The sequence below is a fragment of the Afipia sp. 1NLS2 genome (assembly GCF_000178995.1).
Classification (GTDB): Bacteria; Pseudomonadota; Alphaproteobacteria; order Rhizobiales; family Xanthobacteraceae; genus Afipia.
Genome location: NZ_ADVZ01000006.1, coordinates 1 through 23,715, shown reverse-complemented (window position 1 = coordinate 23,715; position 23,715 = coordinate 1). Strand labels below are relative to the sequence as shown.

General features: G+C 60.1%; 22 protein-coding genes and 2 pseudogenes. 12 read left to right on the top strand and 12 right to left on the bottom strand.

Annotated features, from left to right (window positions below):
• Positions 1–466 precede the first annotated feature (466 nt).
• The 6 genes from AFIDRAFT_RS18415 to AFIDRAFT_RS18390 form a co-directional block, all read right to left on the bottom strand.
• A complete protein-coding gene (locus AFIDRAFT_RS18415) occupies positions 467–790 on the bottom strand; it encodes a DUF3240 family protein (protein ID WP_009341180.1) in 324 nt (107 codons plus the stop codon).
• Positions 787–3,864 carry an efflux RND transporter permease subunit gene (locus AFIDRAFT_RS18410; protein WP_009341179.1) on the bottom strand — a complete coding sequence of 1,026 codons (3,078 nt, stop codon included), beginning with the start codon at positions 3,862–3,864 and terminating at the stop codon, positions 787–789. The genes AFIDRAFT_RS18415 and AFIDRAFT_RS18410 overlap by 4 nt, the downstream gene beginning before the upstream one ends.
• A 2-nt stretch (positions 3,865–3,866) precedes the next feature.
• Positions 3,867–4,991 carry an efflux RND transporter periplasmic adaptor subunit gene (locus tag AFIDRAFT_RS18405; protein WP_009341178.1) on the bottom strand — a complete coding sequence of 375 codons (1,125 nt, stop codon included), beginning with the start codon at positions 4,989–4,991 and terminating at the stop codon, positions 3,867–3,869.
• Positions 4,992–5,435: 444 nt separating this feature from the next.
• The gene (locus AFIDRAFT_RS18400) at positions 5,436–6,848 is read right to left on the bottom strand and encodes a sensor histidine kinase (protein WP_009341177.1); all 1,413 of its coding nucleotides are present in this window, start codon (positions 6,846–6,848) and stop codon (positions 5,436–5,438) included.
• A complete protein-coding gene (locus AFIDRAFT_RS18395; protein WP_009341176.1) occupies positions 6,848–7,510 on the bottom strand; it encodes a response regulator transcription factor in 663 nt (220 codons plus the stop codon). The genes AFIDRAFT_RS18400 and AFIDRAFT_RS18395 overlap by 1 nt, the downstream gene beginning before the upstream one ends.
• Positions 7,510–7,821 (bottom strand): PepSY domain-containing protein, encoded by a 312-nt coding sequence (locus tag AFIDRAFT_RS18390; RefSeq protein WP_009341175.1) that lies wholly within the window; start codon positions 7,819–7,821, stop codon positions 7,510–7,512. The genes AFIDRAFT_RS18395 and AFIDRAFT_RS18390 overlap by 1 nt, the downstream gene beginning before the upstream one ends.
• Positions 7,822–7,970: 149 nt before the next feature.
• Between AFIDRAFT_RS18390 and AFIDRAFT_RS18385 the strand changes: the two genes are divergently transcribed.
• From AFIDRAFT_RS18385 to AFIDRAFT_RS18365, 6 genes and pseudogenes are all read left to right on the top strand, one after another.
• Positions 7,971–8,243, top strand: a complete 273-nt coding sequence (locus tag AFIDRAFT_RS18385; protein ID WP_009341174.1) for a PepSY domain-containing protein — start codon at positions 7,971–7,973, stop codon at positions 8,241–8,243.
• A 10-nt stretch (positions 8,244–8,253) separates the two neighbouring features.
• Positions 8,254–8,820: a cytochrome b/b6 domain-containing protein gene (locus AFIDRAFT_RS18380; RefSeq protein ID WP_040298803.1), complete on the top strand. Its 567-nt coding sequence runs from the start codon at positions 8,254–8,256 to the stop codon at positions 8,818–8,820.
• 311 nt (positions 8,821–9,131) lie between these two features.
• Complete coding sequence (locus tag AFIDRAFT_RS18375; protein ID WP_009341172.1) at positions 9,132–9,674, top strand: cytochrome b; 543 nt, start codon at positions 9,132–9,134, stop codon at positions 9,672–9,674.
• Between the two features lie 59 nt (positions 9,675–9,733).
• Positions 9,734–10,039 (top strand): annotated as a pseudogene (locus AFIDRAFT_RS20310) (MBL fold metallo-hydrolase); the annotation flags it as partial.
• 240 nt (positions 10,040–10,279) lie between these two features.
• The gene (locus AFIDRAFT_RS18370) at positions 10,280–10,975 is read left to right on the top strand and encodes a VIT1/CCC1 transporter family protein (protein WP_009341171.1); all 696 of its coding nucleotides are present in this window, start codon (positions 10,280–10,282) and stop codon (positions 10,973–10,975) included.
• 59 nt (positions 10,976–11,034) lie between these two features.
• Positions 11,035–12,951: a heavy metal translocating P-type ATPase gene (locus AFIDRAFT_RS18365; RefSeq protein ID WP_245258206.1), complete on the top strand. Its 1,917-nt coding sequence runs from the start codon at positions 11,035–11,037 to the stop codon at positions 12,949–12,951.
• A gap of 343 nt (positions 12,952–13,294) precedes the next feature.
• Here AFIDRAFT_RS18365 and AFIDRAFT_RS18360 read toward each other — a convergent pair whose 3' ends face one another.
• Entirely contained in the window at positions 13,295–13,543 is a 249-nt protein-coding gene (locus AFIDRAFT_RS18360) for a hypothetical protein (protein ID WP_009341169.1), read from the bottom strand.
• Positions 13,544–13,589: 46 nt separating this feature from the next.
• Here AFIDRAFT_RS18360 and AFIDRAFT_RS20305 point away from each other — a divergent pair.
• The 4 genes and pseudogenes from AFIDRAFT_RS20305 to AFIDRAFT_RS18345 form a co-directional block, all read left to right on the top strand.
• Positions 13,590–13,793 (top strand): annotated as a pseudogene (locus AFIDRAFT_RS20305) (LysR substrate-binding domain-containing protein); the annotation flags it as partial.
• A 252-nt stretch (positions 13,794–14,045) separates the two neighbouring features.
• The gene (locus AFIDRAFT_RS18355) at positions 14,046–14,714 is read left to right on the top strand and encodes an ABC transporter ATP-binding protein (protein ID WP_040298845.1); all 669 of its coding nucleotides are present in this window, start codon (positions 14,046–14,048) and stop codon (positions 14,712–14,714) included.
• Positions 14,711–17,170 carry an ABC transporter permease gene (locus AFIDRAFT_RS18350; protein ID WP_009341167.1) on the top strand — a complete coding sequence of 820 codons (2,460 nt, stop codon included), beginning with the start codon at positions 14,711–14,713 and terminating at the stop codon, positions 17,168–17,170. Before AFIDRAFT_RS18355 ends, AFIDRAFT_RS18350 begins: the two co-directional genes overlap by 4 nt.
• The gene (locus AFIDRAFT_RS18345; protein WP_009341166.1) at positions 17,160–18,248 is read left to right on the top strand and encodes a lipocalin-like domain-containing protein; all 1,089 of its coding nucleotides are present in this window, start codon (positions 17,160–17,162) and stop codon (positions 18,246–18,248) included. The genes AFIDRAFT_RS18350 and AFIDRAFT_RS18345 overlap by 11 nt, the downstream gene beginning before the upstream one ends.
• Before the next feature lie 293 nt (positions 18,249–18,541).
• On the opposite strand, the gene AFIDRAFT_RS18340 is transcribed toward AFIDRAFT_RS18345, so the two are convergent.
• A complete protein-coding gene (locus AFIDRAFT_RS18340; RefSeq protein ID WP_040298797.1) occupies positions 18,542–18,748 on the bottom strand; it encodes a hypothetical protein in 207 nt (68 codons plus the stop codon).
• Between the two features lie 173 nt (positions 18,749–18,921).
• Between AFIDRAFT_RS18340 and AFIDRAFT_RS18335 the strand changes: the two genes are divergently transcribed.
• Entirely contained in the window at positions 18,922–19,179 is a 258-nt protein-coding gene (locus AFIDRAFT_RS18335) for a hypothetical protein (protein ID WP_009341164.1), read from the top strand.
• A 36-nt stretch (positions 19,180–19,215) separates the two neighbouring features.
• On the opposite strand, the gene AFIDRAFT_RS18330 is transcribed toward AFIDRAFT_RS18335, so the two are convergent.
• Positions 19,216–19,755, bottom strand: coding sequence for an isochorismatase family protein (locus AFIDRAFT_RS18330; protein ID WP_009341163.1), 540 nt, complete (start codon positions 19,753–19,755; stop codon positions 19,216–19,218).
• 4 nt (positions 19,756–19,759) lie between these two features.
• Positions 19,760–20,380 (bottom strand): TetR family transcriptional regulator, encoded by a 621-nt coding sequence (locus AFIDRAFT_RS18325; protein ID WP_009341162.1) that lies wholly within the window; start codon positions 20,378–20,380, stop codon positions 19,760–19,762.
• 95 nt (positions 20,381–20,475) lie between these two features.
• On the opposite strand from AFIDRAFT_RS18325, the gene AFIDRAFT_RS18320 reads away from it, so the two are divergent.
• Positions 20,476–22,026 carry a 4-hydroxyphenylacetate 3-hydroxylase family protein gene (locus AFIDRAFT_RS18320; protein ID WP_009341161.1) on the top strand — a complete coding sequence of 517 codons (1,551 nt, stop codon included), beginning with the start codon at positions 20,476–20,478 and terminating at the stop codon, positions 22,024–22,026.
• A 45-nt stretch (positions 22,027–22,071) separates the two neighbouring features.
• Here AFIDRAFT_RS18320 and AFIDRAFT_RS18315 read toward each other — a convergent pair whose 3' ends face one another.
• Together AFIDRAFT_RS18315 and AFIDRAFT_RS18310 are read right to left on the bottom strand one after the other, a co-directional pair.
• On the bottom strand, positions 22,072–22,479 hold the full coding sequence (locus AFIDRAFT_RS18315) for a lipid-binding SYLF domain-containing protein (protein ID WP_245258203.1): 408 nt from the start codon (positions 22,477–22,479) through the stop codon (positions 22,072–22,074).
• 165 nt (positions 22,480–22,644) lie between these two features.
• Complete coding sequence (locus tag AFIDRAFT_RS18310; protein ID WP_040298796.1) at positions 22,645–23,022, bottom strand: hypothetical protein; 378 nt, start codon at positions 23,020–23,022, stop codon at positions 22,645–22,647.
• Positions 23,023–23,715 lie beyond the last annotated feature (693 nt).

The following is a 23,715-nucleotide window of genomic DNA, read 5'->3' as shown; positions in this document are numbered from 1 at the left end:
CTCCTAGCGCTTTCTCTGCCCAAGATAGGCCCCTGATCTCCGGGGGATCAATGGACGGTTCAGTTCGGAATGATGGGTGAATGGTACGGCTGATGCGCTGGCGCAATCACCGACTGACGAACAAACATCTACGTAAATCGGGACTGCTTGTCCCACCCATTGATGGGCCGCTGGAAGTCCTTACGCAGGTTCTTCGAACAACATGGTCGCGATGGCCCGCCGTGGGTGCGCAGCTTCTCTTTGGCTTTAGCGCGGTCGCGGAGGCCGGAAAGCTCGTCCGGTCGATTGCCCTCCAAGAGGTCGCCGCCGAACATGACGGGTACACCAAGAGGATGTCAGACACAGTCCAGATGACCGGGCCACCAGAATCCGTTTATTGTTCTCTGTTTCAACGATAGGTGTCAGGACGTAGCGGAGATGTTCTTGCGATCTCGCAAAAACATGATCGAGCGTGTTGAACGAAGGCTCATTGATTGAGAACATCGGTGATGCCAAAATCCCACACAGGCATGATCCAATAAACGATCCTGGAACCGGCGAACTCCGCCTTCAGCCGTTCGAGCAACTGCGCTGCCTCTTGCGCCTGAAGAATGGTCCGCACCATCAGTTCGTCAGCATGTCCCTTCACCCGCTCCTCCGGCGTCTGCAATCGGACGTCGGGACCATGGCCCGCGGCGTCCGAAGCCGTGAATCCGGAAACGAGATCGCGCTGTTCGCTGAGATAGTCAAACAACTCGTCGCGGAGCGATCGGCCGGCGATCAGCGTGAGACAGACGAATTCGACACTCATTCGTCCCCCTTCACTACGCCGCCAAAGCGGCGATAGAGGATCGGCAGAAGGATTAGCGTCAAAGCTGTCGACGAGAGCAAGCCGCCGATTACCACGATCGCGAGAGGGCGCTGGATCTCTGATCCCGGCCCGGTCGCAAACAAGAGCGGGATCAGGCCCAAGGCTGTGATGCTCGCCGTCATCAGGACCGGCCTGAGCCTGCGCATGGCGCCATCAACAACAATACGCCCCTCGGGTACGCCCTGAGCGCGTAGCTGGTTGAAATAGGAGACCAGAACGACACCGTTCAGCACCGCGATTCCGAGCAGTGCGATGAATCCGACGGACGCCGGAACCGAAAGGTATTCGCCGGTAAGTATCAGGGCAAAGACGCCGCCAATCACGGCGAACGGGATATTGACCAAAACCAGCAGCGCCTGTCGGATTGAACCGAAAGTCGTGAACAGCAGCACAAAGATGAGACCGATCGCCACTGGCACAACGATCGAAAGGCGTGCGGCAGCGCGTTGCTGATTTTCGAACTGACCGCCCCACGTGAGCCTGTAACCCACTGGCAAGGGCAACTCCGTGGCAACCTTCTGTCGAGCAGCCTCAACGAATCCGACCATATCGCGGCCACGAACGTTGGCACGCACAACGCTCATCCTGTTCCCGTTCTCGCGATTGACCACAACGGGACCATCGACCCGTTGAATGCGGGCTACTTGCGAGAGCGCCACATGCTGACCCGAGGCGAGAGTCAGCGGCAGACTCGCGAGCAAAGTCGGCGCCTCGCGCGTTGTTTCGCTGCCGCGAACCAAGATGGGAGTGCGCCGCCCCTCTTCCAGCACCGTTCCGATCGTGCGCCCCTCGATCTGGGTACGTAACGAATTGGAGATGGCGTCCACAGTCAGGCCGAGGCGTCCCGCCTCCATCCGATTCACGGCAACCGTGTAATATTGGGCGCCCTCGTTGAGAGTGGTGTAGACATCCTCGGCGCCATCGATGCTGGACAAAATGGCGGATAGCTTGCTCGCAATCTCATTGAGCTTAGCGATATCAGATCCAAAGATCTTCACTGCGACATCGCCGCGCACGCCGCTGACCATCTCCTGCACACGCATGTCGATCGGCTGTGTAAAGCTGAGCGATAGTCCCGGGAAATTGCTGAGCACCTGCCGCAGCTCTTCAATCAGGGCAGGTTTGTCAACCGTCTTCCGTTCCTCCGCAGGCTTCAGAACCAGGAACGTATCGGTCTGGTTGGGTCCCATTGGGTCAAGCCCCAGTTCGTCGGAGCCAGTCCGGGCCACTATGCTTTTGATATCTGGGACCTTCGCGAGGATAGCCGACTGAAGTCTGGCATTGATCGCAATCATTTCGTCGAGGTTGATTGATGGCAGCGCCTCGACGCTGACGATGACATCGCCTTCGTCCATGGTCGGCATAAAGCTCTTGCCGAGCTGGGTGTAGGCATAGCCAGCAGCGACGAGGGCCGCGATTGCCGCGATGATGACCTTACGCTCGTTGATCAGAGCCCAATCAAGTGCCGGTGCATAAAGCCGGGACGCAATTCTGATCAACCATGGTTCGTGGTGCGATGTGTTCTTGAGCAGAAACGAAGTTGCCACGGGGATAACCGTGAGCGCCAAGAGCAGCGATCCGCCGAGCGCGAATATGATCGCGAGCGCCACAGGGATGAATAACTTCCCTTCAAGCCCCTCAAGTGTCAACAGCGGCAGGAATACGATCATGATGATCAGCACGCCCGATGCGACCGGCTGGAGCACCTCGCATACCGAGCGATAGATGATATGAACGAGCGGCGCAGCCTTTCCTCGTTGTCCCTTGCTGAGATTTCCTACGACGTTTTCGACCACCACCACTAGCGCGTCGATCAGCATGCCAATAGCGATGGCAAGGCCGCCCAGGCTCATCAGGTTTGCAGACATGCCGACGAGGCGCATGACGATCAGCGCGATAACGATCGCGAGCGGCAGGCTCAGGGCGATCACCAGCGAGGCTCGCCAGTTGCCGAGAAAAAGCAGAAGGAGAACGACGACCAGGACGGTTGCTTCGCCAAGTGCGCGGATAACCGTACCAACCGCGCGGTCAACTAGCCGGCCGCGGTCGTAAAAGACCTGAATGCTGACACCCCGGGGGAGTGATTGCTTGATCTCGTCAAGCCGTGCCTGCACGTCGGTCACGAGTTGGCGCGCGTTAACGCCTCGCAGGCCAAGAACAAGGCCTTCGACCGTTTCGCCGTGGCCATTCGCGGTAACAGCGCCGTACCGCGTCAGTGAGCCCAACTGAACGCGGGCAATGTCCTTGACCCGGATCGGAACGCCATCCTTGGTATCGACGACGATCTGCCTAATGTCGTCGATAGTCCGAATGCTGCCTTCGATACGCACAAGAGCGCTGTCTTCGCCCTGATTGACGCGGCCGGCGCCGTCATTACGACTGTTCGTCTCGATGGCACGCCGAAACATCTCATAGGAAATGCCGCGCGCTGCGAGCGCATCGTTGAGCGGTACGATCTCAAACGCCCGAACATAGCCCCCGAGTGCGTTCACGTCGGCTACTCCTGGCACTGTCCGCAGCGCCGGACGGATCACCCAATCAAGCAGACTTCGTCGCTCGGCCAGCGAGAGATCCGCACTTTCGACGGTGAACATAAACATTTCACCGAGCGGACTCGTGATCGGCGCCAGTCCGCCGTTAACTCCTTCCGGGAAGTCGCGACTGATATTAGCCAGACGTTCGGACACTTGATTACGTGCCCAGTAGATGTCGGTGCCATCCTCAAAATCGACTGTGACGTCGGCGAGCGCGTATTTCGTGGTGGAGCGCAGGATTTTCTTGTTTGGCAACCCGAGAAGTTCGAGCTCGATCGGCACGGTGACTCGCTGTTCCACCTCCTCCGGCGTGAGACCCGGCGCCTTCATGATGACCTTGACTTGGACGGGCGAGACGTCCGGGAAAGCGTCGATCGGTAGACTAGGCAACACAACCAGTCCGGCGCCGATCAATAGAAGCACGCCAAGAATAACGAACAGCCGCTGGGAAAGTGCAAATGCGACAAGGCGTTCGAGCATGACTAACCTGCGCCCAGCTTCAGCAGGATTCCGCGGAGAGCGGAGATTCCGCTGACCGCCACTTCGTCCTTATCCGTGAGGGCGCCAGAGACCACGACATGGTCCTGGTCCTCCTCAAGTAGCGTGACCGGCATCAGACGGAAGCCGCCCTGAGTTGACACGAATACAGACGCTTGTTCACCACGCCGGATCAGCGCACTGTAAGGGACTTCCCAAGCGCTTTCCCGTTTGGATGCGAAGGAGATTCGAGCGGCAGCGGTCTGCCCCGGTCGCAGGTCGCCGGAGTTCGGTACCTCTGCCCGGATCAATACGGTCTGTGTAGCCGGATCGGTCGTTTCAGAAACCAGCACCACCTCGCCTGGAGTTTCGTGACCTTCGACTTCCACCTTCGCGCCTTGTCGAATGGCCTTAATGTTCGAGGCCGGAACTGCGATCTCAACCCATAACGGAGAAAGCTGTGCGACCTTGATCAGTGGCGCCGATTGCTCCACGCGTTGGCCGGGAGAAACGGCAATATCGATGACAGTCGCCGGCCGCGGCGTGGCAACCGTAAGGGTCGCACTGATCGCTGCCTCGTTACTCAGCTTTGAGATTGCCTCATCGGAAAGGCCACTTAGCCGAAGCACCTGCCGACGCTCCGCGACTGCAATGCCTGCCTGCCGCGCCTCCGCCTGGCTCGCCTCGAGAACGCGCTGTGCCACCGCATTGCCTTGAAACAGTTGGGTATTGCGGTTGAGTTGCTGGGCAGCCAGGCCTTCCTGCGCAACGGCATGCAGATAGTCGCGCTGCTGCGACACGAAGCCTGGGCTCTCCATCGTGGCGAGCGGCTGTCCAGCGACAACACGGTCACCCCGCGCCACTGAAAGATTGGTCACCATGCCGGCCACAGGAGCGCTAACGACCCACAATTGCGGGGTAGGAATGACGATTTGGGCGGGATAGGGCAGCGTCTTGTCGGTCGGGCTCGCAACGGGATGAACCACGCGGATGCCCAGGCTCGTTGCCTGCTCAGGACTGAGTTTTAACTGGTCCTCGGCCACCGATTTGGCCGGAAGGGCCAGGAACGTTAGTGCAATCAGGACGCGCGTCCAGTTCAGCCATGGGGGCGCAGATGAACTCAGATACACTGCCAAGATCCTATCGCAGCGATCGAGATTGGAGATTTTGGCCGTCGAACCAACTAATCTCCGATCTGCATGTGAACGGTTGATATTCATCAAGCGTGCCGCCGATCACTGTTTGAACAATATGACACCCTCACTGACCGGAAGCTGTTGAGCCATGTCAGCAAGTTGTAAGGTCCACTCGACGATAAAGACCGGCTATGAAGCCGAAGTCGCATATCCCCTTCGAACCAGCCAACCGCGGAAAAACCGTGTCCACCGGCGCGGGATCAGGGCTTTTCCCACGCAAGCAGAGGCCAAGGCATTTGCACGGATGATCCTCGAACGCGCCTATCGCATTTCCGGACAATAAATCCCGTTCGGCCGAACGAGTGATCGGATCTAAGCGAGAGCTTCTGAGTGGCTTTCGAGGACTTAATCAAAATACTGGTGCCCGAACCTGAAGTGTCAGGCTTGCTGCGGCGAAGGCGACAACGTGTTCGATCCTTTCGCGGAAGGACGCTTGGGGGCCGCAGATCTCGGGGCGATTGTCGCCTTCAGCCCACCGAGCTCCGACTTCGAGAGTTCCAGCCCCCACTCGTACGCGTCAAGGACATCCTGGGCGATGGCAAGACCCAGCCCCGCGGTTCCTCCCCGCTCGTCGACGCGAGTGCCGCGCTCGATCACGCGTAATAGGTGGGTCGGTTCAATGCCCGCTCCGTCGTCCTCGACGGCAACGGATGGTCGATTCTCATCGGTGGTGATGCGGACGCATTCTGCAGCATGGCGGGCAGCGTTCTCGATTAGATTGCCGAGGATTTCCGCAAGGTCGGTCCTGTCGAGCGGGAGGCAAAGATCGTCGGCGACAAGGTTCTCGAATCTCACTTGCGCACCTTCGGGCGTGCGGGACACCGTCGCGACGATAGACCCCACGAGCGGTCTCACGGAAGCAGACGTTGCTGCGCCGCCTCTGGCGCGCCCGCGAACTCTGGCGCGAGCGAGTTCGCGGTCGACGTGGCGTCCCATGGCTTCGCCAACGGCCTCGATGTCCTCGGCGATATCGTGCTCGCCCCGCTCCCTGAGGCGCGAAGAATCGGCCGCGAGAGCCGCCAGCGGCGTCTTCAGCCCGTGCGCCAAGTCTGCGGCGCGGCCGCGAGACCGTTCGATTTCGTGTTCCTGCGCATCGATGAGCGCGTTGACTTCCTCGACGAGGGGATGGACTTCGGTCGGGACCGAGGCCGGCAGACGGTGAATCCGCCCCGCTCTGATATCGGCCACTCCGCGGCGCAGCCCAACCAGCGGACGCAACCCGACCTCCACCTGTACCCAAGTCGCTAGGGCCAGCACGCAACCGAGAAGGACGAGCGCAATCGAGAGATCTTTGGCGAACGCCGAGCCTGCGTCCGCAACCCTCGCCAAATCCTCAGCGACGGCAAGGCGGATGGTCACGGGTTTCCCGCCCGCTGAAAGCGTGATGGCGCGCTCGGCCACCAGCACTCGCTTGCCACCAGGTCCGACCGCTTCGTGCTGGTGCGTTTCGCCGGGCGCGAGCCGATCCGCCGGGAGCTCCATAGTGGAATCCCACAGCGAGCGCGAGCGAAGCAACTGCCCGTGATCATCGCCGACCTGCCAGTAAAGTCCGGAAAGAGGATCCGCGAACCGCGGATCGACGGGGGTCTGCGTCAACACCAACTTACCTTGGGGGTCGACGTCGATATTCGCGAGAAGCTGCTTCAGATGGACGTCGAGATCCTGAGTCAGAGTGCGCGAGACATGGCGCTCGAAGACGACGACAAGCGCGCCGCCGGCGATCCCAAGCGCGATCAGGATCGCGACGATGCCGCCGGCGACGAGTCGCAGTTTGAGCGAATGCCGACTCATTAGGGGGCCTCCGGCATCAGATAACCGAACCCACGCCGCGTCTCTATCGCATCCGCGCCCAGCTTCTTGCGCACGCGGCCGACTAGCACCTCGAGGGTATTTGAGTCGTGCTCTTCGCCGTGGCCATAGACGTTCTCATCGATCTCCTGCGGCGAGACGACCCGCCCGCGATTGCGTAGAAGATGGGCGACCAGCCTGTATTCGAGCGGTGAGAGCGTGATCGGCACGCCGCGGCGGGTCACCTTCATCTGCCGCTCGTCGAGCGTGATCTCTCCCGCAGACATGATCGAGGACCCATGCCCCGCCGAGCGCCGGACGATCGACCGCAACCGCGCCAACAACTCCTCCATCCGGAACGGCTTCGGCAGGTAGTCATCGGCCCCAGCGTCGATCCCATCCACCCGCTCGGCCCAGCTTCCCCGTGCGGTGAGGATCAGGACGGGCATGTGGCGTCCGTTGGTGCGCCAGCGCTTGAGGACCGCAAGCCCCTCCATGCCCGGCAGGCCTAGGTCGAGGATGATGGCTCCGTAGTCCTCGGTGTCGCCGAGGAACAAGGCATCCTCGCCGTTCGCAACCGTTTCGACCACGTAACCGGACGCTTCGAGCGTGCGCGAAACATCGGACGCGATCCGCTGGTCGTCCTCGACAACAAGCACACGCATTACTTCTCCTTGGTCCGTTCGACTTCGCCACTGCGGGCATCGACGTGGATCTCAAGCAGCCGCCCCTTGTCGTCGACGACGCGGAACTCGTACATCCAGACGCCGGCTTCTCGCTCGAGCTTCACGCCGACGACGTCTCGGGGAAGCTTCCCCTTGACCACATCCAGAATGTCGGCAAGCGGACGGATCTCGCCGGCCTCGACGGCCCGTCGCGCATCATCGTGGTCGCGCGCGAACGCCGACGTCCCGCCGCTGGCGGCAAGAAGGGCGGCAAGAACCAGAGCGGGAATTTGGTAAGGGCGAAAATCCATGAAGCAACTCATCATCCGGAAGATATGGATGCCAGATATCACCTGACAAATAGCTGACTTGGCTCTACAGGCGTCGGTCAGGCCCCTTCTGGCAGGCTGCCCCGCATCGCCGGCGCATGGTGCGGCCGGCCACCGTCAGGAGATAACCTATGCGCAAGATCGCAATTATTACCATTGCCGCCGTGACCCTCGGGGTGGCGTCCGCCCAGGCCGGCAGCCTCGGTAAACCGTGCACGTCCGCCCCCGAGGCGCAGTGGCTGCCGATGGAACAGTTGCAGGCCAAGGTCGAGGCCCAGGGCTACAAGGTCCAGAAAGCCAAGCTCAAGAACGCCTGCGGCGAGCTCTACACGCTGGACAAGAACGGCACCCGGGTCGAGCTGTTCATCGACCCGACCAACGGCCAGATTATCGGCCAGATATGATGGCTCGCAAATGAGAATCATGGGCAACACGATCGGAGCCGGCCGCGCGACGCGGCCGGCCACGGTCAAGGTATGGGATCCGTTGGTCCGAATCTTCCACTGGTCGCTGGTGGCCACCTTCGTGATCGCCTACGCCACAGGCGACGAGATCGAGCGGGTGCACCTCGCGGCCGGCTACACGATCGCCGGCCTCCTCGCGATCCGCATCGTCTGGGGTTTCGTCGGCCCGCGGCATGCGCGCTTTTCGAACTTCGTTCGTACGCCGCGCGAGGTGCTCACCTATCTTCGTGATGTTGCGATGCTCAGAGCTCCCCGCTACATCGGGCACAACCCAGCGGGCGGTGCCATGATCGTCGCGATGCTCGTCGCGCTGGCCGGTACGTGCGCGACGGGCTACATGATGACGACCGATGCCTACTGGGGCTCCAAGCTGATCGAACACGTCCACGAATTCCTAGCTAACCTGACCGTTGGCCTGGTCGTGGCGCATGTCCTCGGCGTACTGATCGCGGGCTTTGAGCATCGCGAGAACCTAATCGCGGCCATGATCTCCGGCCGCAAGAGAGCTGCTGACTAGGAGCTCTCTTCAAACCCAACCGCAACTAGGAGCGCCTGTCCAGCCATCCCGCACGTCGAAAAGCACTTCACCGCCTCCGAAAGCGTTCGCGACGTCGTGATCGGGATGGGCCTTGGCGGGTAACCGCTCAATCCAATCGAAGCACTACGTTACGAGTAAGGTGCGGTCTGAGGCGATTCGATCAAGAGGCCATCGGCGCGGCGGTTGATCCATATCAGTAAGCCATCGGGTCAGTTTGGTTAGATATTTCGCCGGTACGTCCGCCGCGGTGGAGCACTCGGATGGCATGAGGAATGGCATGGAGAAGAGCGATGCTGATCCAGAACCCTCGTGAACCACAAACTGCCCGTTACGATCTGATGACAATTTGGCTCCACTGGGCGACTGTTGCGCTCATCGTTCTCCTGTGGGTGATCGGTCAGACGGCCGATTGGGCGCCGCGCGGCCCGCTTCGAACGGGGCTGTGGTCTATCCACGTGATACTCGGACTTGCCACAGGGGTCGTCCTTCTAACTCGTGTGGCCTGGCGAGCACATTTCGGGCGCGCTCTGCCGCCTAGCGACAATGGAATGCTCCATGCGACTGCAGTAGCTACGCACCTCGTACTGTATATTCTGCTCGGGGCGGTGGTCGCACTTGGCATCATCGATGCTTCGTATCGTGGCTTCAATCTGTTCGGAGTCTGGTCCGTACCGCAGTTGGGGGCGGGCGACGCCGCGACCCGGCACAACATCAATGAATGGCACGAGCTTGCGGCCAATTTGACCGTCCTAGTCGCTTTCCTACACGCTATGGCGGCGCTCGTTCACCAATACGTTTGGCGCGACGACCTGCTTAACCGAATGAGACCGTAATTGCCGCTGGCAGCCCGCAAAGATCGAAGATGCTGTGTTCGTGGCGACACTTTATTTAATTTATGCCGGATTATGGCACTGCACGAGCAGACTCCCCCGGCGGGATGCGCACAAGCTCTACCGATCGATCAAGGGGCTCCTTGCGCTGTTACCGGAGACGCGGCTCTTTATGTGTCACGATTACAAGGCTCCCGGCCGTGGCACCTACGCCTGGGAGACGACAGTACGAGAGGAATGCGAGAAAAACATCCATGTCAAAAGAAGGCGTCACAGAAGATGAATTTGTAATCATGCGCCAAACGCGGGACGCCAAGCTGTCGGCGTCGCGGCCGTTGCTGCCCTCTATCCAAGTCAATATCCGTAGCTAATGGGGTGCAGTACGCCTCCCACTAAGCCAGTCAGGCCTGACGTGCGCGTCCATACCCATGACTGCACGATATAATATTTAGAACTATTCTAAAGTGTTGACGTGCGACCGCACTAATGCCATCTATTTAGAATGGTTCTAAATCACTTTGTTCAAGACAACCTGCAGCCTCGCTGCCGACATCCGAACAAAGACGCGGTGTTTCAGAACCTACAGTTCATGGTCTGGAGCATTGTCGATGCGCGCCCTTCACAAAGAAAACCATCTGATTGAACGCATCGGTTGGCTTCGAGCTGCAGTGCTGGGTGCTAACGACGGACTGATTTCGACATCGAGCCTTATCGTGGGCGTGGCAGCTGCAACCCCGGCCTCTCACGAAATTCTCGTGGCAGGTGTCGCGGGGTTAGTCGCCGGCGCGATGTCGATGGCAGCAGGAGAATATGTCTCCGTCAGCTCCCAGGCCGACACCGAAAAAGCCGATATGGCGCGTGAACGGCACGAACTGGCTACTCAGCCAGCGGCCGAACTAGCTGAACTCGCCGCGATCTATGAACAACGCGGCTTGTCGCCGGATCTGGCCCGCCAAGTCGCGGAGCAGATGATGGCAAAGGACGCATTTGAGGCGCATGCGCGTGACGAACTTGGCCTGACGAGCCACGTAATGGCGAGGCCCGTCCAAGCGGCTTTCACGTCCGCAGTGACTTTCTCTACAGGTGCCGCTTTGCCACTGATCGTCGCCTTGCTCGTGCCACCAACAACGGCCGCCTGGACTGTATCCATCACCTGTCTGATCGGGCTTGCTGTCCTTGGAGCAATCGGCGCCCGCACAGGCGGCGCCAGCATATGGAAGCCAGCTGCGAGAGTGGTGTTTTGGGGCGTAGTTGCCCTGGCGTCGACAGCCGCCATTGGCTCCCTTGTTGGTCGAGCGGTCTGAACATGAAACGCATGTCGTTCGACTTGCTGACCTTTATGTCGCTATTGGCGACGCTGGGGATGATCCTTGCCATAGCCGGGACCTGGTTGCCGGAGCTTGCCATCCTTCGATGGCCAGGGCTGGTACTCGTCTATCTCGCTGGTGGACTTCCTGCCGCATGGAGCGCGGTGTTGGCACTTTGGCGGGACCACACCCTCGATATCGATCTCCTGATGGTAGTTGCCGCTATTGCTGCCGCTATCGTCGGTGCACCGTTCGAAGGCGCTGTGTTGCTGACACTCTTCAGTGTATCGACCACGCTTGAACATCAAGCGCTCGGGCGTGCGCGGCGCGCAGTCGAAGCTCTGATGGCGCTTCGCCCGGAAACGGCGTATCGCAAGTCCAAAGACGGCACAGTTGTGGAGGTTCCTGCCGCGGAGCTTATGGTCGGCGATATCGTGATATTGCGCCCGGGCGCACGCGTGCCAACCGACGGCGTCATCATACATGGCCGAGGCGGTGTCGACGAAGCGAACATCACAGGGGAATCTATGCCTGTCTCCAAAGAGGCCGGCCAACAGGTGTTCGAAGCCACCGTGAATCTCGATGGGGTTTTGGAAGTTGGTGTCACCAAGACGATTGGCGACAGCACCATCGCGCGCATGATCAAGCTTGTGACGCAAGCTCAAGAAGCAAAGGCCCCGTCTGAACGGTTTAGTTCGTGGTTTGGACAACGCTACACCATTGCAGTCATCCTGGGTGCGATGCTGGCCTTTGCCGCATTTTACGTGCTGGGCCATGATTGGGAGCAAGCTCTCTACAAGGCTGCGACGCTGCTCGTTGCGGCTAGCCCCTGTGCAATCGTCATATCGGTGCCGGCCGCCATCTTGTCAGCCCTTTCCGCGGCCGCGCGAGGCGGTGTGTTGTTCAAGGGAGGCAGTGCGCTTGAAACGCTGGCCGCCGTCGATACCTTCGCCTTTGACAAGACCGGCACACTGACCAATGGCCGTGCGGTGGTAACGCGGATTATCGCTCTGAATGGTGATGAACAGCGCTTTCTGTCCATTTTGGCCGGGCTTGAAGCTCATTCCGAGCATCATATCGCAGCAGCTATTCGTCGGGAGGCCGTGGTACAGGGCATTGAGCCTGCAAGTATCGTGAACGTCAGTTCCCTTCCAAGCGCGGGCATTATTGGTTCCGACGAGTGTGGCCCGCTGTGGGCAGGCAACCCTCACCTCGTCAGAGAAATGGGCGCATCCATCGACCGTATTGAGTTTAGAGAACTAGCTGATAGCGCACAAACCGTAGTCTATCTGGGGCGCGGCTCAGCTGTTCTGGGCGCTGTCAGCGTGGCGGACGAGGCGAGAGCCAGCTCTGCTCCTGCGCTCGCCGCATTGCGTGATGGCGGAGTACGTCGCATCGTCATGATGACCGGCGATCGCAGGCCGGTGGCTTTGCGGATCGGCGCGGAACTTGGCCTCGCTTCCGATGCAATTCACGCCGAGATGTTTCCGGAGGATAAGGTGCGCCGCGTAGGTGAGTTAGCCGAGCATGGCAAGGTCGCCTTCGTGGGGGACGGCGTAAACGATGCGGCAGCACTCGCTCGCGCCGATGTTGGTATCGCCATGGGCGCGGCCGGCTCCGATGTTGCTCTTCAGGCGGCCGATGTCGCTTTGTTGTCGGAAGATATGAATAAACTGGCCAATGCGCACGGTCTGGCTCGTCGTACGGCGGTAATTATTCGACAAAACCTCGTTGTTGCGATCGGCGCTATGCTGGTGCTTGTCACAGGTGGCTTATTTTTCGATCTGCCACTCCCATTGGCTGTGATCGGACATGAAGGCGGGACAGTACTCGTCGTTCTGAATGGCTTACGCCTCTTGTCGGACAAGATTCGGCAAAACACAGGCGAAATAACGCCTACTCGTCGGACGCGGGACGATCAGCGCTCATCAACATCCCTTCCGAAAGCATCTTCCGCCGACATGCTGGCGTAAGAACAAGTCCCGGTAATGAGCTCAATTAAGTTAAAGCTATGCCATCGCGCTTGCTGTGATGCCGATCGCGCCGATGAGGTCAACCCATATCCAAGCGTCTTTTGATAATCATCTGTATTGCTGCATCCGCCTTGGCTTTACCCGCCCAAGCACAGCAGCCGAAATCCATATCAATCGATGCGCTTGCCAACAATGTCGTATCCAGCACCCCCGAACGGCGATTTTACGTGGAGCAGATTCACCTCGCCAGCGCCGAGCGCGCTGCTGCAGGCGTCGCACGCCTCGGTCAGCCGAATCTTCCGAGTCCAGAAGCGTTCAGTTCAAGCTGGCAGAGTGCCGACATTCACGAGGTCGGGATTACGTCGGCCCACGCCGCGACGACAACCAAAATGAGGCCGGGGGTCAGCCGCAACGCGAAGAAGCGGCCGCCGCTGATCCAGCCAACGATGATCTTACTGAGAGTATTTGTCGAAAGCGCCGCCAGAACCGGAGCGACCACATCGGCGGAGTTGATCTTGCCTGTTGCTACGAGCGTGGCTGCGGCCACGGCGGGCGAATGCGTATCGACGAGACCGGCTACGGCCGCGCTCACTACCAGGCCAATTTCTCCAGACGCTTCCCGTACCCGAAGATCAGGCCTTCCCTATATCGCTGACGGACGCCTCGTGCGGGTGCTAAAGGATTGGTGTCCAAGATTTCCCGGCTATCACCTCTACTATCCCAGCAGACGACAACAATCGCCGGCGCTGGCCCTGCTGGCAGATGCGCTTCGCTATCGGGATCATCCGGATCGCCGAGAGAAGCCACGGTCAGGCCACTCCTCGGAAAAACGCAAAGGCTAACATCGCGCGAACGGATTTCGCGCGAACGATCGATCCCGCTATCGTACCGCATCGACAATGACCTTAACGCGGGAAGATTCTGACGCCGGCTTGGACAGTAGAGGAAATAGCCGTCGTCCAACGCCTAGGACAGAATGGGGCTAGTTTTGTTTCTCAAGGCTGGATTGCCTCGCTGCGCTCGCAATGACCGCGCACGTCACCGGCTGTCTGTCCAGGGTGGCGAACGATTGTACGCTTCCTTCGCGCGAGTATATGATCCTTGCGATCATGCTGACCGTTCGCAATCTCACGAAATCCTATTCCACATCGGAGAGGCAGCTCGCGGTTCTGCGGGGCGTGGAGCTCGAACTTGCCGCGGGCCAGAGCATGGCACTCACCGGTGAATCAGGCAGCGGCAAGAGCACGCTGCTGCATCTGATCGCGGGTCTCGACAGCGCGGACAGCGGTGAAATATGGCTCGACGGTACACTGGTCTCCGGCCTGTCCGACGGCGCGCGCGCGGCGATACGGCGGGAGCGCCTCGGCCTCGTGTTCCAGCAGTTCAATCTCATTCCCAGCCTGCAGGTCGGCGACAATCTTGCATTTCAGGCGCGGATCGCGGGCCGCTATGTCGCCGCGTGGCAAGACGAATTGATCGAGCGGCTCGGCCTGCGTGCTTTGCTCGACCGCTATCCTGAGCAGCTGTCCGGCGGCCAGCAGCAGCGGGTCGCCATCGGCCGCGCGCTCGCGATCAAACCATTACTGCTTCTCGCGGACGAACCAACGGGCAACCTCGACGAAGCGACCGCCGACGAGGTGATGGCCTTGGCTCGCGATCTGGTCTCGCGCACCGGCTGCGGCTTTCTGATGGTAACACACAGCGAACGGCTGGCGGCAATGCTCGACCACCGTGTGCATCTGCATGCAGGGCGGATCGCATGATACACGCGGTCTGGGTCCTTCGCGTTCTGCTCAGCCACTGGACCCGGCACCGGATGCAGCTCGCAACTTTGCTGGTAGGACTCATCTCCGCGACAGCCCTGTGGAGCGGCGTGCAGGCGCTGAACCAGCAGGCGCGCAACAGCTACGACCGCGCAGCGGCCACTTTCGGCGGTGGCAGCACCGCCATGCTGGTGGGCTACGATGGTCCCACGTTTTCCCAAAAGCTGTTTGTCGATCTGCGCCGCGCGGGCTGGCCGGTATCACCGGTGGTCGAGGGCCGCGTGCTGATCAGCGGGCATGCGTTCCGGCTGCTCGGCATCGAGCCGCTGTCGTTGCCCGCAGGTACAGGATCGGCGCCCGAGATCGGGCAGGCAGATCTGCAGAAATTCTTGATGCCGCCGGGGCAGACGCTGGTCGCGCCGGAAACATTGGCGGACCTCAAGTTGAACGAAGGCGCAACGCCGCAGGTCAATTCGATGGCCCTGCCGCCCCTCGCGCTGCAGGACAATCTCGCGCCCGGCGTGCTGGTGGTGGATATCGGCATCGCGCAGCATATTCTTAACATGCCGGATGAGGTCTCACGGCTTCTCGTCGGGCCGCAGGCGGGCACGCGCCTGCCGCTGGAACAGGTGACTGGCGATCAGCTTCGCCTCGCGGAGGCCGGCGCGCCGAGCGATCTCGAACGGCTCACGAGCAGCTTCCATCTGAACCTGACGGCATTCGGCCTGCTCTCATTCGTTGTCGGACTTTTCATCGTGCATTCGGCCATCGGGCTTGCGCTCGAACAGCGACTGCCTATGCTGCGCACCATGCGCGCCTGCGGCGTATCGGCAAGGGCTCTGACCGCTGTGCTGGTGACCGAGCTTGTCTCGATCGCGCTGTTGTCCGGCGTCGTCGGGCTGATCTGCGGCTATATGGTCGCGGCGTTTCTGCTGCCGGATGTGGCCGCGAGTTTGCGCGGACTGTATGGCGCGCAGATTCCCGGACAATTGTCGCTGAAGGCGAGTTGGTGGCTGTCGGGACTCGGTATGAGTGTTATCGGCGCATTGATTGCCGCCGCCGCAGGGCTTTACCGCGCTTACCGGTTGCCGGTACTGGCCGCTGCGCAGCCTTATGCCTGGCAAAAGGCGCAGCAGCGCTGGCTGTTACGGCAGGGCGCATTTGCAATCGTTATCGCTTTGGTGGCCGCCGCGTCTCTATATCTCGGAGATTCGCTGACCTCTGGCTTTCTCGTGCTGGCGGGACTGCTGCTCGCGGCGGCGCTGGCACTACCAGTGCTACTCGGGGGGGTGCTCTGGCTCGCCCAGCGCGGTTCGGTGCGTCCGCTGGTGAAATGGTTCTGGGCCGACAGCCGCCAGCAATTGCCGGGCTTGTCGCTGGCGATGATGGCGCTGCTGCTGGCGCTCGCCGTGAATGTTGGTGTCGGCACCATGGTGCAGAGCTTCTCGAGAACCTTCACGGCGTGGCTCGACGAGCGGCTGGCGGCGGAAGTTTACCTGAATGCGCTCAGCGACGCGCAGGGCGAAGAAATCGTCGCGTGGTTGCGTCGCCGGCCGGAAGTGGAGGCGATCCTGCCAGCATGGCGCACCGACGTGACGCTGTCGACGTTTCCCGCCGAGGTGATCGGTTTCGCCGATCATGCGACTTATCGCGAACGCTGGCCACTGATCGAATCCGAGCCCGGCATCTGGGACAAGGTGCATGCCGGCGAGGGCGCGATGTTCAGCGAACAGCTTGCAAGGCGCTTGAAGGTTATTCTTCGAGACCATGTTCGTATTCCCACGGCGGCGGGCCCATGGCAGGTCGAGGTCGTGGGGATTTATCCTGACTACGGCAATCCGAAAGGCCAGATCGGCGTCGATGTCGCGGCGCTGGCGAAGCACTGGCCTGATGTCGCGCGCACGCGGTTCGGTCTCCGTGTCAAATCCGAAGGAATCGCGCCGCTTGTTGCAGCCATGCGCGAGAAATTCGGACTCGATTCCAGCCGGCTCTTGGATCAGGCGACGCTCAAGGCCGACTCCACGCGCATCTTCAACCGCACCTTCTCGGTGACATCCGCGCTGAATGCTTTCACGCTGGGTGTTGCGGGCGTTGCGCTGCTGACGGGTCTGCTGACACTGAGCAACAGCCGGTTGCCCCAACTCGCGCCGCTCTGGGCACTCGGGTTGACGCGCCGACGGCTCGCCGGAATCGAACTCCTCAAAACCATGTCAGTCGCGCTCATCACGGCGCTGCTGGCGCTGCCACTTGGCATGCTAGTGGCGTGGTGTCTCGTCGCTGTGGTCAATGTGAAGGCGTTCGGCTGGCGCCTGCCGTTCCATATCTTCCCGGCGCAGCTTGTGGAATTGCTCGCCATCGCGATGCTGGCGGCGCTGCTCGCGGCATGCCTGCCGGTCCTGAGGCTGATGAGACTGCAACCAGCAGCTCTTGTGAAGATATTCGCCAATGAACGATGATCTTCGCATCAGCCGTCGTGGGTTCATCGGCGGCAGTCTGCTCGCGCCATTCACAAGCATCGCTGCGCGGGCGCAGGGTTTCGCCGGGCTTGGTACCGAGAGCGGCGGCTTCGCGGCCGTCGTTCCGGGCAAGGTGCTGGAATTTCCGCGCGACCATGGCCCGCATCCCGATTACCGGATCGAATGGTGGTATCTGACCGCGAACCTGCGCGACGAGAGCGGCGCGGCCTGGGGCACGCAGTGGACCCTGTTCCGCCAAGCGATCGCGTCCGGTGCCGAACAGCACGGCTGGGCCAATCAACAGATATGGATGGGACACGCCGCGGTCACCAATGCGGATACGCATCGCTTTGCCGAGACGTTCGCGCGCGGCGGGATCGGGCAAGCGGGCGCGAAGGCCGATCCGTTTCAGATCTGGATCGATTCATGGCAGCTGCGTGGGCAGGATTCATTTGCGCCGCAGACCATCGCGCCTTTGATCGTCACGGCATCAGGCGTTGATTTTAGATACGCATTGACGCTGGAGGCGGATCGTGCATTGGTTCTGCAGGGCGCGAGCGGCTACAGCAAGAAATCCGAACGCGGGCAGGCATCGTACTACTATAGCCAGCCTTACTATCGTGCGTCGGGCGCGATCACGCTCGGTGAAAAGCATGTCGCCGTGACTGGCTACGCCTGGATGGACCGCGAATGGAGCAGTCAGCCGCTGGCGTCGGACCAGATCGGATGGGACTGGTTCTCACTGCACCTCGAGACGGGCGAAAAGGTGATGCTGTTTCGGCTGCGCCAGAAGGGCGGCGGGAACTATTTCGCCGGCAACTGGATTGACGCAAAGGGATATTCGGAGCCCTTGCCTGCGGACGCGATTGCAATGACGCCGACGGCTTTCACCAACATCGACGGGCGCAGGATGTCGACTTCGTGGAGCATCACTGTCCCCGATCGCGGACTGAAGATCGACAGCGTCCCGCTCAACCCGAAAAGCTGGATGGGCACGCGCTTCGCGTATTGGGAAGGCCCGATTAGTTTTCGTGGTAGCCACGGCGGAGTGGGCTACCTTGAGATGACCGGATATTGAATTCGCGTCTTGTGTCATTCCTATTGCGTTAACAACGGTGGCTTCCTCCCGACGATGGCTTTCGTCGTGATGGCGGCTACCGGAACATCCGGTACGGTTTGTGGTATCCCGTCGCTATCTCGGCGGCGTCGTTTGTCGTGACCGTCCTCTTTTTACCGGAAACGGCAAACCCGATCTGAACGACGAATACGAAGTAGCTGGCGTGCCGGGCGTGAAGCCGGCACGCTTTCATTTGGGGCCGTCAGGCCCAAAGCAGCGGCAGGGCTTAGGTCACAGACCCAGCAAATCGACCTCTACATCTCAACGATCTCGGCCTGATTATACATCGTGCCATTTGCCACGATCGAGGCGTGCACCTTCTGAGCAGGCGTGAGCTTTTCCCAGGCCTGCTTTGCTTCCTGTAACGAATTGCAGCGGTGATTATTGCCCTCGTATCGCAAGAACGCAAAATCATTGGAATTGTCGGTTTCGGCATTCGGATTATTCATAATCGCCTCCATCGATGACTCCGTTCGAGCGGGCTCTGCTGCGCAACGTTTCCATAATGGAATTGCCCCCTACAAGGTCCTGTCCAGGAAAGCCGCTCTCGTGAAACCATCAATATTCAAAGGAGGAACAAGGGTTATTCACCATCGTTAGGGCTGAATAAACCTGCAAGTAGTGATGGGATGCGATGATCGAAAAGGTTGTGTTCCCCAAGGATGCGAGCATTGAGCAGCTTCACATCATCATAGGAACACTCTACCTGAGCCTGGGTTATATGGTCGAGCGCATCGCCAAGCCCACAGACGTTGCATCGACCGCACAGTTCAAAGAAGAATTCATGAGCGCGCTGAAAAGCGGGGATATCGATATGTCGATACTCGACGATTCAAAAACATTCGATCTGGTCGTCCAGATGATCGGGAGTCTGTTCGAGAACAAATCCTAGTCTTTTGGACTTATAGAACCTTACAGGCGCGGATCGTCATTTTTCCTTGATCAGCGCAATCGCGTCCCGGAAATTGCGATGCTCGGCTGTCTGAAGCCATTCGAACACGACCATCTCCGTCGTGACGATCTCCGCACCATGACGTTCCATGCGCCCAATCGCAGTTTCCTTGTTTTCCGGGCTCCGTGAGCCGAGCGCATCGCGCGCAACGTAAGTCTTCCGGGAAGCGTTCAGCAGGCCAAGCACCGTTTGCTGGACGCAAACATGTGCCTCGCACCCGGCAACCACGACATGCGCATCGGCAGGAATGCGGTCGAGAAAACCGTCTTCCCGGCACGCGTCGAAGAACTGCTTGTGAACCAGCGGGCCTTTCTCAGCGGGCAATTCCTTGACGGTCGGACCGAGGCCTTTGGCGTTCTGCTCAGTGAACATGAAGGGGATGCCGGCCAGTTCCGCCATCTCGATCAGCCTGTTTGCATTCCGGATCGCGAGCGCACCTTCATCGATCGCGGGCATCAGACGCGACTGGAAATCGACGACGAGCAAAAGGGAGTGCTTGGGATCAATCGTAAGCATCGTTCTAGCCTTCGGAGAGGTGGGCGATCCGGTCCTTGACGTAAGCTTCCATTCGGTCCGCGGCGGATGCGCCGAACATGCGGATGCGCCCAGTGTGAAGCAGCAAAAGCAATCCGGTGGCGTGCGCAAAGCAATCTACCATGAGAAGATTGGCTTTCTGCCGCGAGACACCGAGTTCGAGCGCCGCGTCGGCGATGGGACGCAGCGCGAGTTCGAGCGCCGCGTTCAGGGTCTCGTCGCGCGCGCGCCCGAGACCGGCTGGCTTCATGCCGCCTCGGAACAGGTAGAAGCCAAGATCCAGGTCCCGTGGGTTCTCTGTATAAAACCGGAAGAAGCCCATCGCCGCCGCTTTCAGCCTCTGCGCGGCCGTTCTTGTCTGCGCAACCGCCTCGTGAACCGCCGCACCGAGCGACGCGAGGGAAGCCTTCAGCACTTCCGCATAGATCGCTTCCTTGGACTCGAAGTAAAAATAGAGCGCTGCAGGCGTGTAGCCGGCCCTGACCGCGATCGCCCTGAGGCTCGCGCCCTCAAGCCCCTCCTCGGCGAAAATCTGCTTCGCCGCCTCGAGAATGAGTTCGCGCTTGTGTTCGCTGACCGCCTCGCGCCGGCTCTGCCGCTTTTCCACCGCGTCGGTCCTTCGAATCCAGCTTGACAGTAATTCTAACAGCGTTAGATTTTTTAACACTGTTCAATAAATGAAACAAGTGGGGAGAGGGCGCCATGTTGATGTCGGCGGACGGCTACCGGGAATCCCTTCGCGCCTACAAGCCTCGGGTTTTCATCAATGGGCAGGCCGTGGAGAACGTGGCCGACGAGCCGCTGCTCGCACCCGGCATCGCGGGCGTGGGCGTGACCTACGATTTTGCGCTGCGCGAGGAGCACGCGCCGATCATGACGGCGAGGCAGGCGACCTCCGGAAAGATCGTCAACCGAATGCTCCACATCGACGAGACGTCGCAGGACCTGCTATACAAGCTCGAAGCCGTGCGCCTGGTTTGCAAGACATCCGGCTGCGCCCAGCGCTATCTTGCGCACGATGCTTTCAACGGCCTCTATCAGTCGACGGCCCTGACGGATGCGCGCCACGGCACCGATTACAGCCAGCGCCTTCTCGCCTACCTTCACGAAGTCCAAGAGAAGGACCTCACGCTTGGCATCGCGATGACCGACGCCAAGGGCGACCGGTCGAAGCGGCCAGGCCAGCAGGTCAATCCGGACGTCTACGTGCACATCAAGGAGCGCCGCAAGGACGGCATCGTCATCCGCGGCACCAAGGCGATCGTCACCGGCGCGCCCTATATGCACGAGTTCCTCGTCATGCCATGCCGCACACATGCGCCGGAGGACAAGGATTGCGCGGTGTGCTGCGCCGTTCCTTGCGATGCGCCCGGCGTGACCATCGTTGCACGCCCGGCCGGGCGCCCCGGCGAGGCTTCCGCCAAATTCTCCGCCAAATACGGCCAATCGGTCGGCGTCGTGATCTTCGACGACGTCTTCGTGCCGCACGATCGCGTTTTCCTTGCGGGCGAGACTGAGGAAGGCGGCTTCCTCACAACGTCTTATGCCACGCACCACCGCCATTCCTGCATCGGCGCCCGCGCGGGGTTCGGCGATCTCCTGATCGGTGGCGGAGCACTGATGATCGAAGCCAACGGGCTCGATGTCGAGCGCCACGCCCATATCCGTGAAGCGATGGTCGAACTCATCACCATCACGGAGGGCTTCTACGCTTGCGGCGTCGCTTCATCCGTCTACTGCAAGAAGGACCCTGCCGGGTCGGTGATGCCGGATGCGGTGTTCTCCAACATCGGCAAGCTGCTGCTCGCCACCAAGATCTACGACATGCATCGGATCGCCCATTATGTCTCGGGCGGCTTGATCGTTGCACTGCCGGGCCCCGATGAAGATCACAACCCGGAAACCAAGGCTTCGCTCGCCGCCGTCATGGGCGGCCGGCCCGATATTCCCGCCGAACAGCGGGGCGAGGTCGCGCGCTTCATTGAGGACCTGACAGTTTCACACGAAGCGGGCTGGTACTCGGTGATCTCGCTGCACGGCGGAGGCTCGCCGGAAGCGATGAAGCGCGAAATCTGGCGCAATTATCCGGTGATGGAAAAGGTCGAACTGGTGGAGAGCCTTCTCGACCGTGGCGTTCTTGACGAAGGCCGCCGCGTCTCCAAACAACCTGGACGCTGCTGCGCCACAGGTTGCGAGGTGCCCGTGCCGCCGCAGACCGTTAAGGCGCCAGCTCTTGGGAATGCAGCGGAGTAGCGCGCCAGCCGACCGCGCTCAGTCCTCGATGAAGCTCACGGATTATCATTGCTTTTGGATGGAGACGTTCATGCCGCTCAGGTCAAAGTCAAACTGAAGTCCAAGCTGTTTGCCTTCCAGAGTCAGGATGACGCCTTTTGCGTTGCGCATTTGAATAACCCGCACGCCCCGAACCACCGCCACACCCGCGCCGAGCGCCGTGTAGACGCCTTCGATGTCTGTTGGCTGGTGCATGTTACGAGCAGTGCCGACGAAATCCGTCGAGGAGCCACCGAACGTCAATCCCGCGCTGATGCCCCCGACATGAAACGGATAGATCTGGTCGCGAAATTCCAGAATGCCGCTGCCTGTCTGCGCGCCAACGAACCACCCGGCCTTGAAGAACTTGAAGCGAACCGATCCTGTTTCCGCGTAGCTGGGCGACGATATTGCCGCAAACAAGACGGCCAACATCGCGATCCACAGGCCGGATCGAGGTCCAACTAACTTACGGATTCGGGCGCCGATCCATCCCCGAGCAGACGTTTGGCCACTATTGAGCATCGTGCCCCTCATTTCGATCAATAAAAATGCGAATAGTCGCCCCCAGAGTAGGTCGAGAATCGAGGCTTTGAAAGGTCAGATCTTGTCAATTAACGGGTGCCTTTGCACGCCAACATCGGCAACAGTTGCTATAGTTAGCAAGACCGGATTCCATATGAGGTATGGGTAAAAGTGTCGAATGGCCCCAGCAACAGATAGAACGCTAAACGCAATTAGCTTCCCATCAGCCCAGATCTGCACAAACTGCTCAATCAAGTCGCAGGCAGGACGGATATCTATCTCACCGTTTCTTACCGGTAAAACACATTGAGATAGCCTCGACGGCAAATTAGCTTCCCAAGAGCTTTCGTACCGGCCCCGCTCTTTTTTCAAAATTGCCATCAGCTTCGCTTTGAAAAGCAAGGCAGCTTCGATAGCTCGATGAGAAAGGTCTGCGGCCGAACGGCGATTCATTCATTGTCGCAAGAGCAGCAGTGAGTTCTCTACAGATCGTGCCCCCCGAAAACGACGTGCAGGGCCGAGCAAAGCAGCCACCCCGACCCGCGCCTCACCTGGGCGCTGTGATGGGCGGCTTTTGCCGTGATCGTCGGCAGGGCCGGTGCAATCGAGCCCGGATTGTCAATCGGCGTTGAACCTTGCTCCTTCATTGGAGTGAGCCTGAGGTAGCCCCCTGGTGCTGGGGCAGGTAAGCAGAGTCGATTGACCAGCAGGGGCTTTGGAGAAAAGCTCCTGCCAAGACACCGATCCCATAACCTTGAGTTTAAATGCAACGACGCTTTCGCGTAACCTGGCCCTCATTTTGGTCGAAAACACGAGGCCGGCACGCCGGGCGACGACGCGCACGCTGCAGATCTGGTCCAGGAATATAAAGCACGCATCGCCGTGCTCGGGCGGTTGGCCGGCCGTCAGATGCCCAAACTGGAGTTTTTAAGAGGCGCTCTGAAAACACATTTGATTTGTGACCTGGATTACATGGGCAAGAACGGCCGCCTGTCGGCACGCGGCTTCTGACCTATGGCCAGGCCGTGTATTTGGAGACATGATTGTACTCATTAAGACCCAACGAGACCCAAGATGACTGGTACAATACGAAATCGAGTCTACCTCGCAATTATTTTGGTGTTGCTGCTCATCATCGCCGGAATG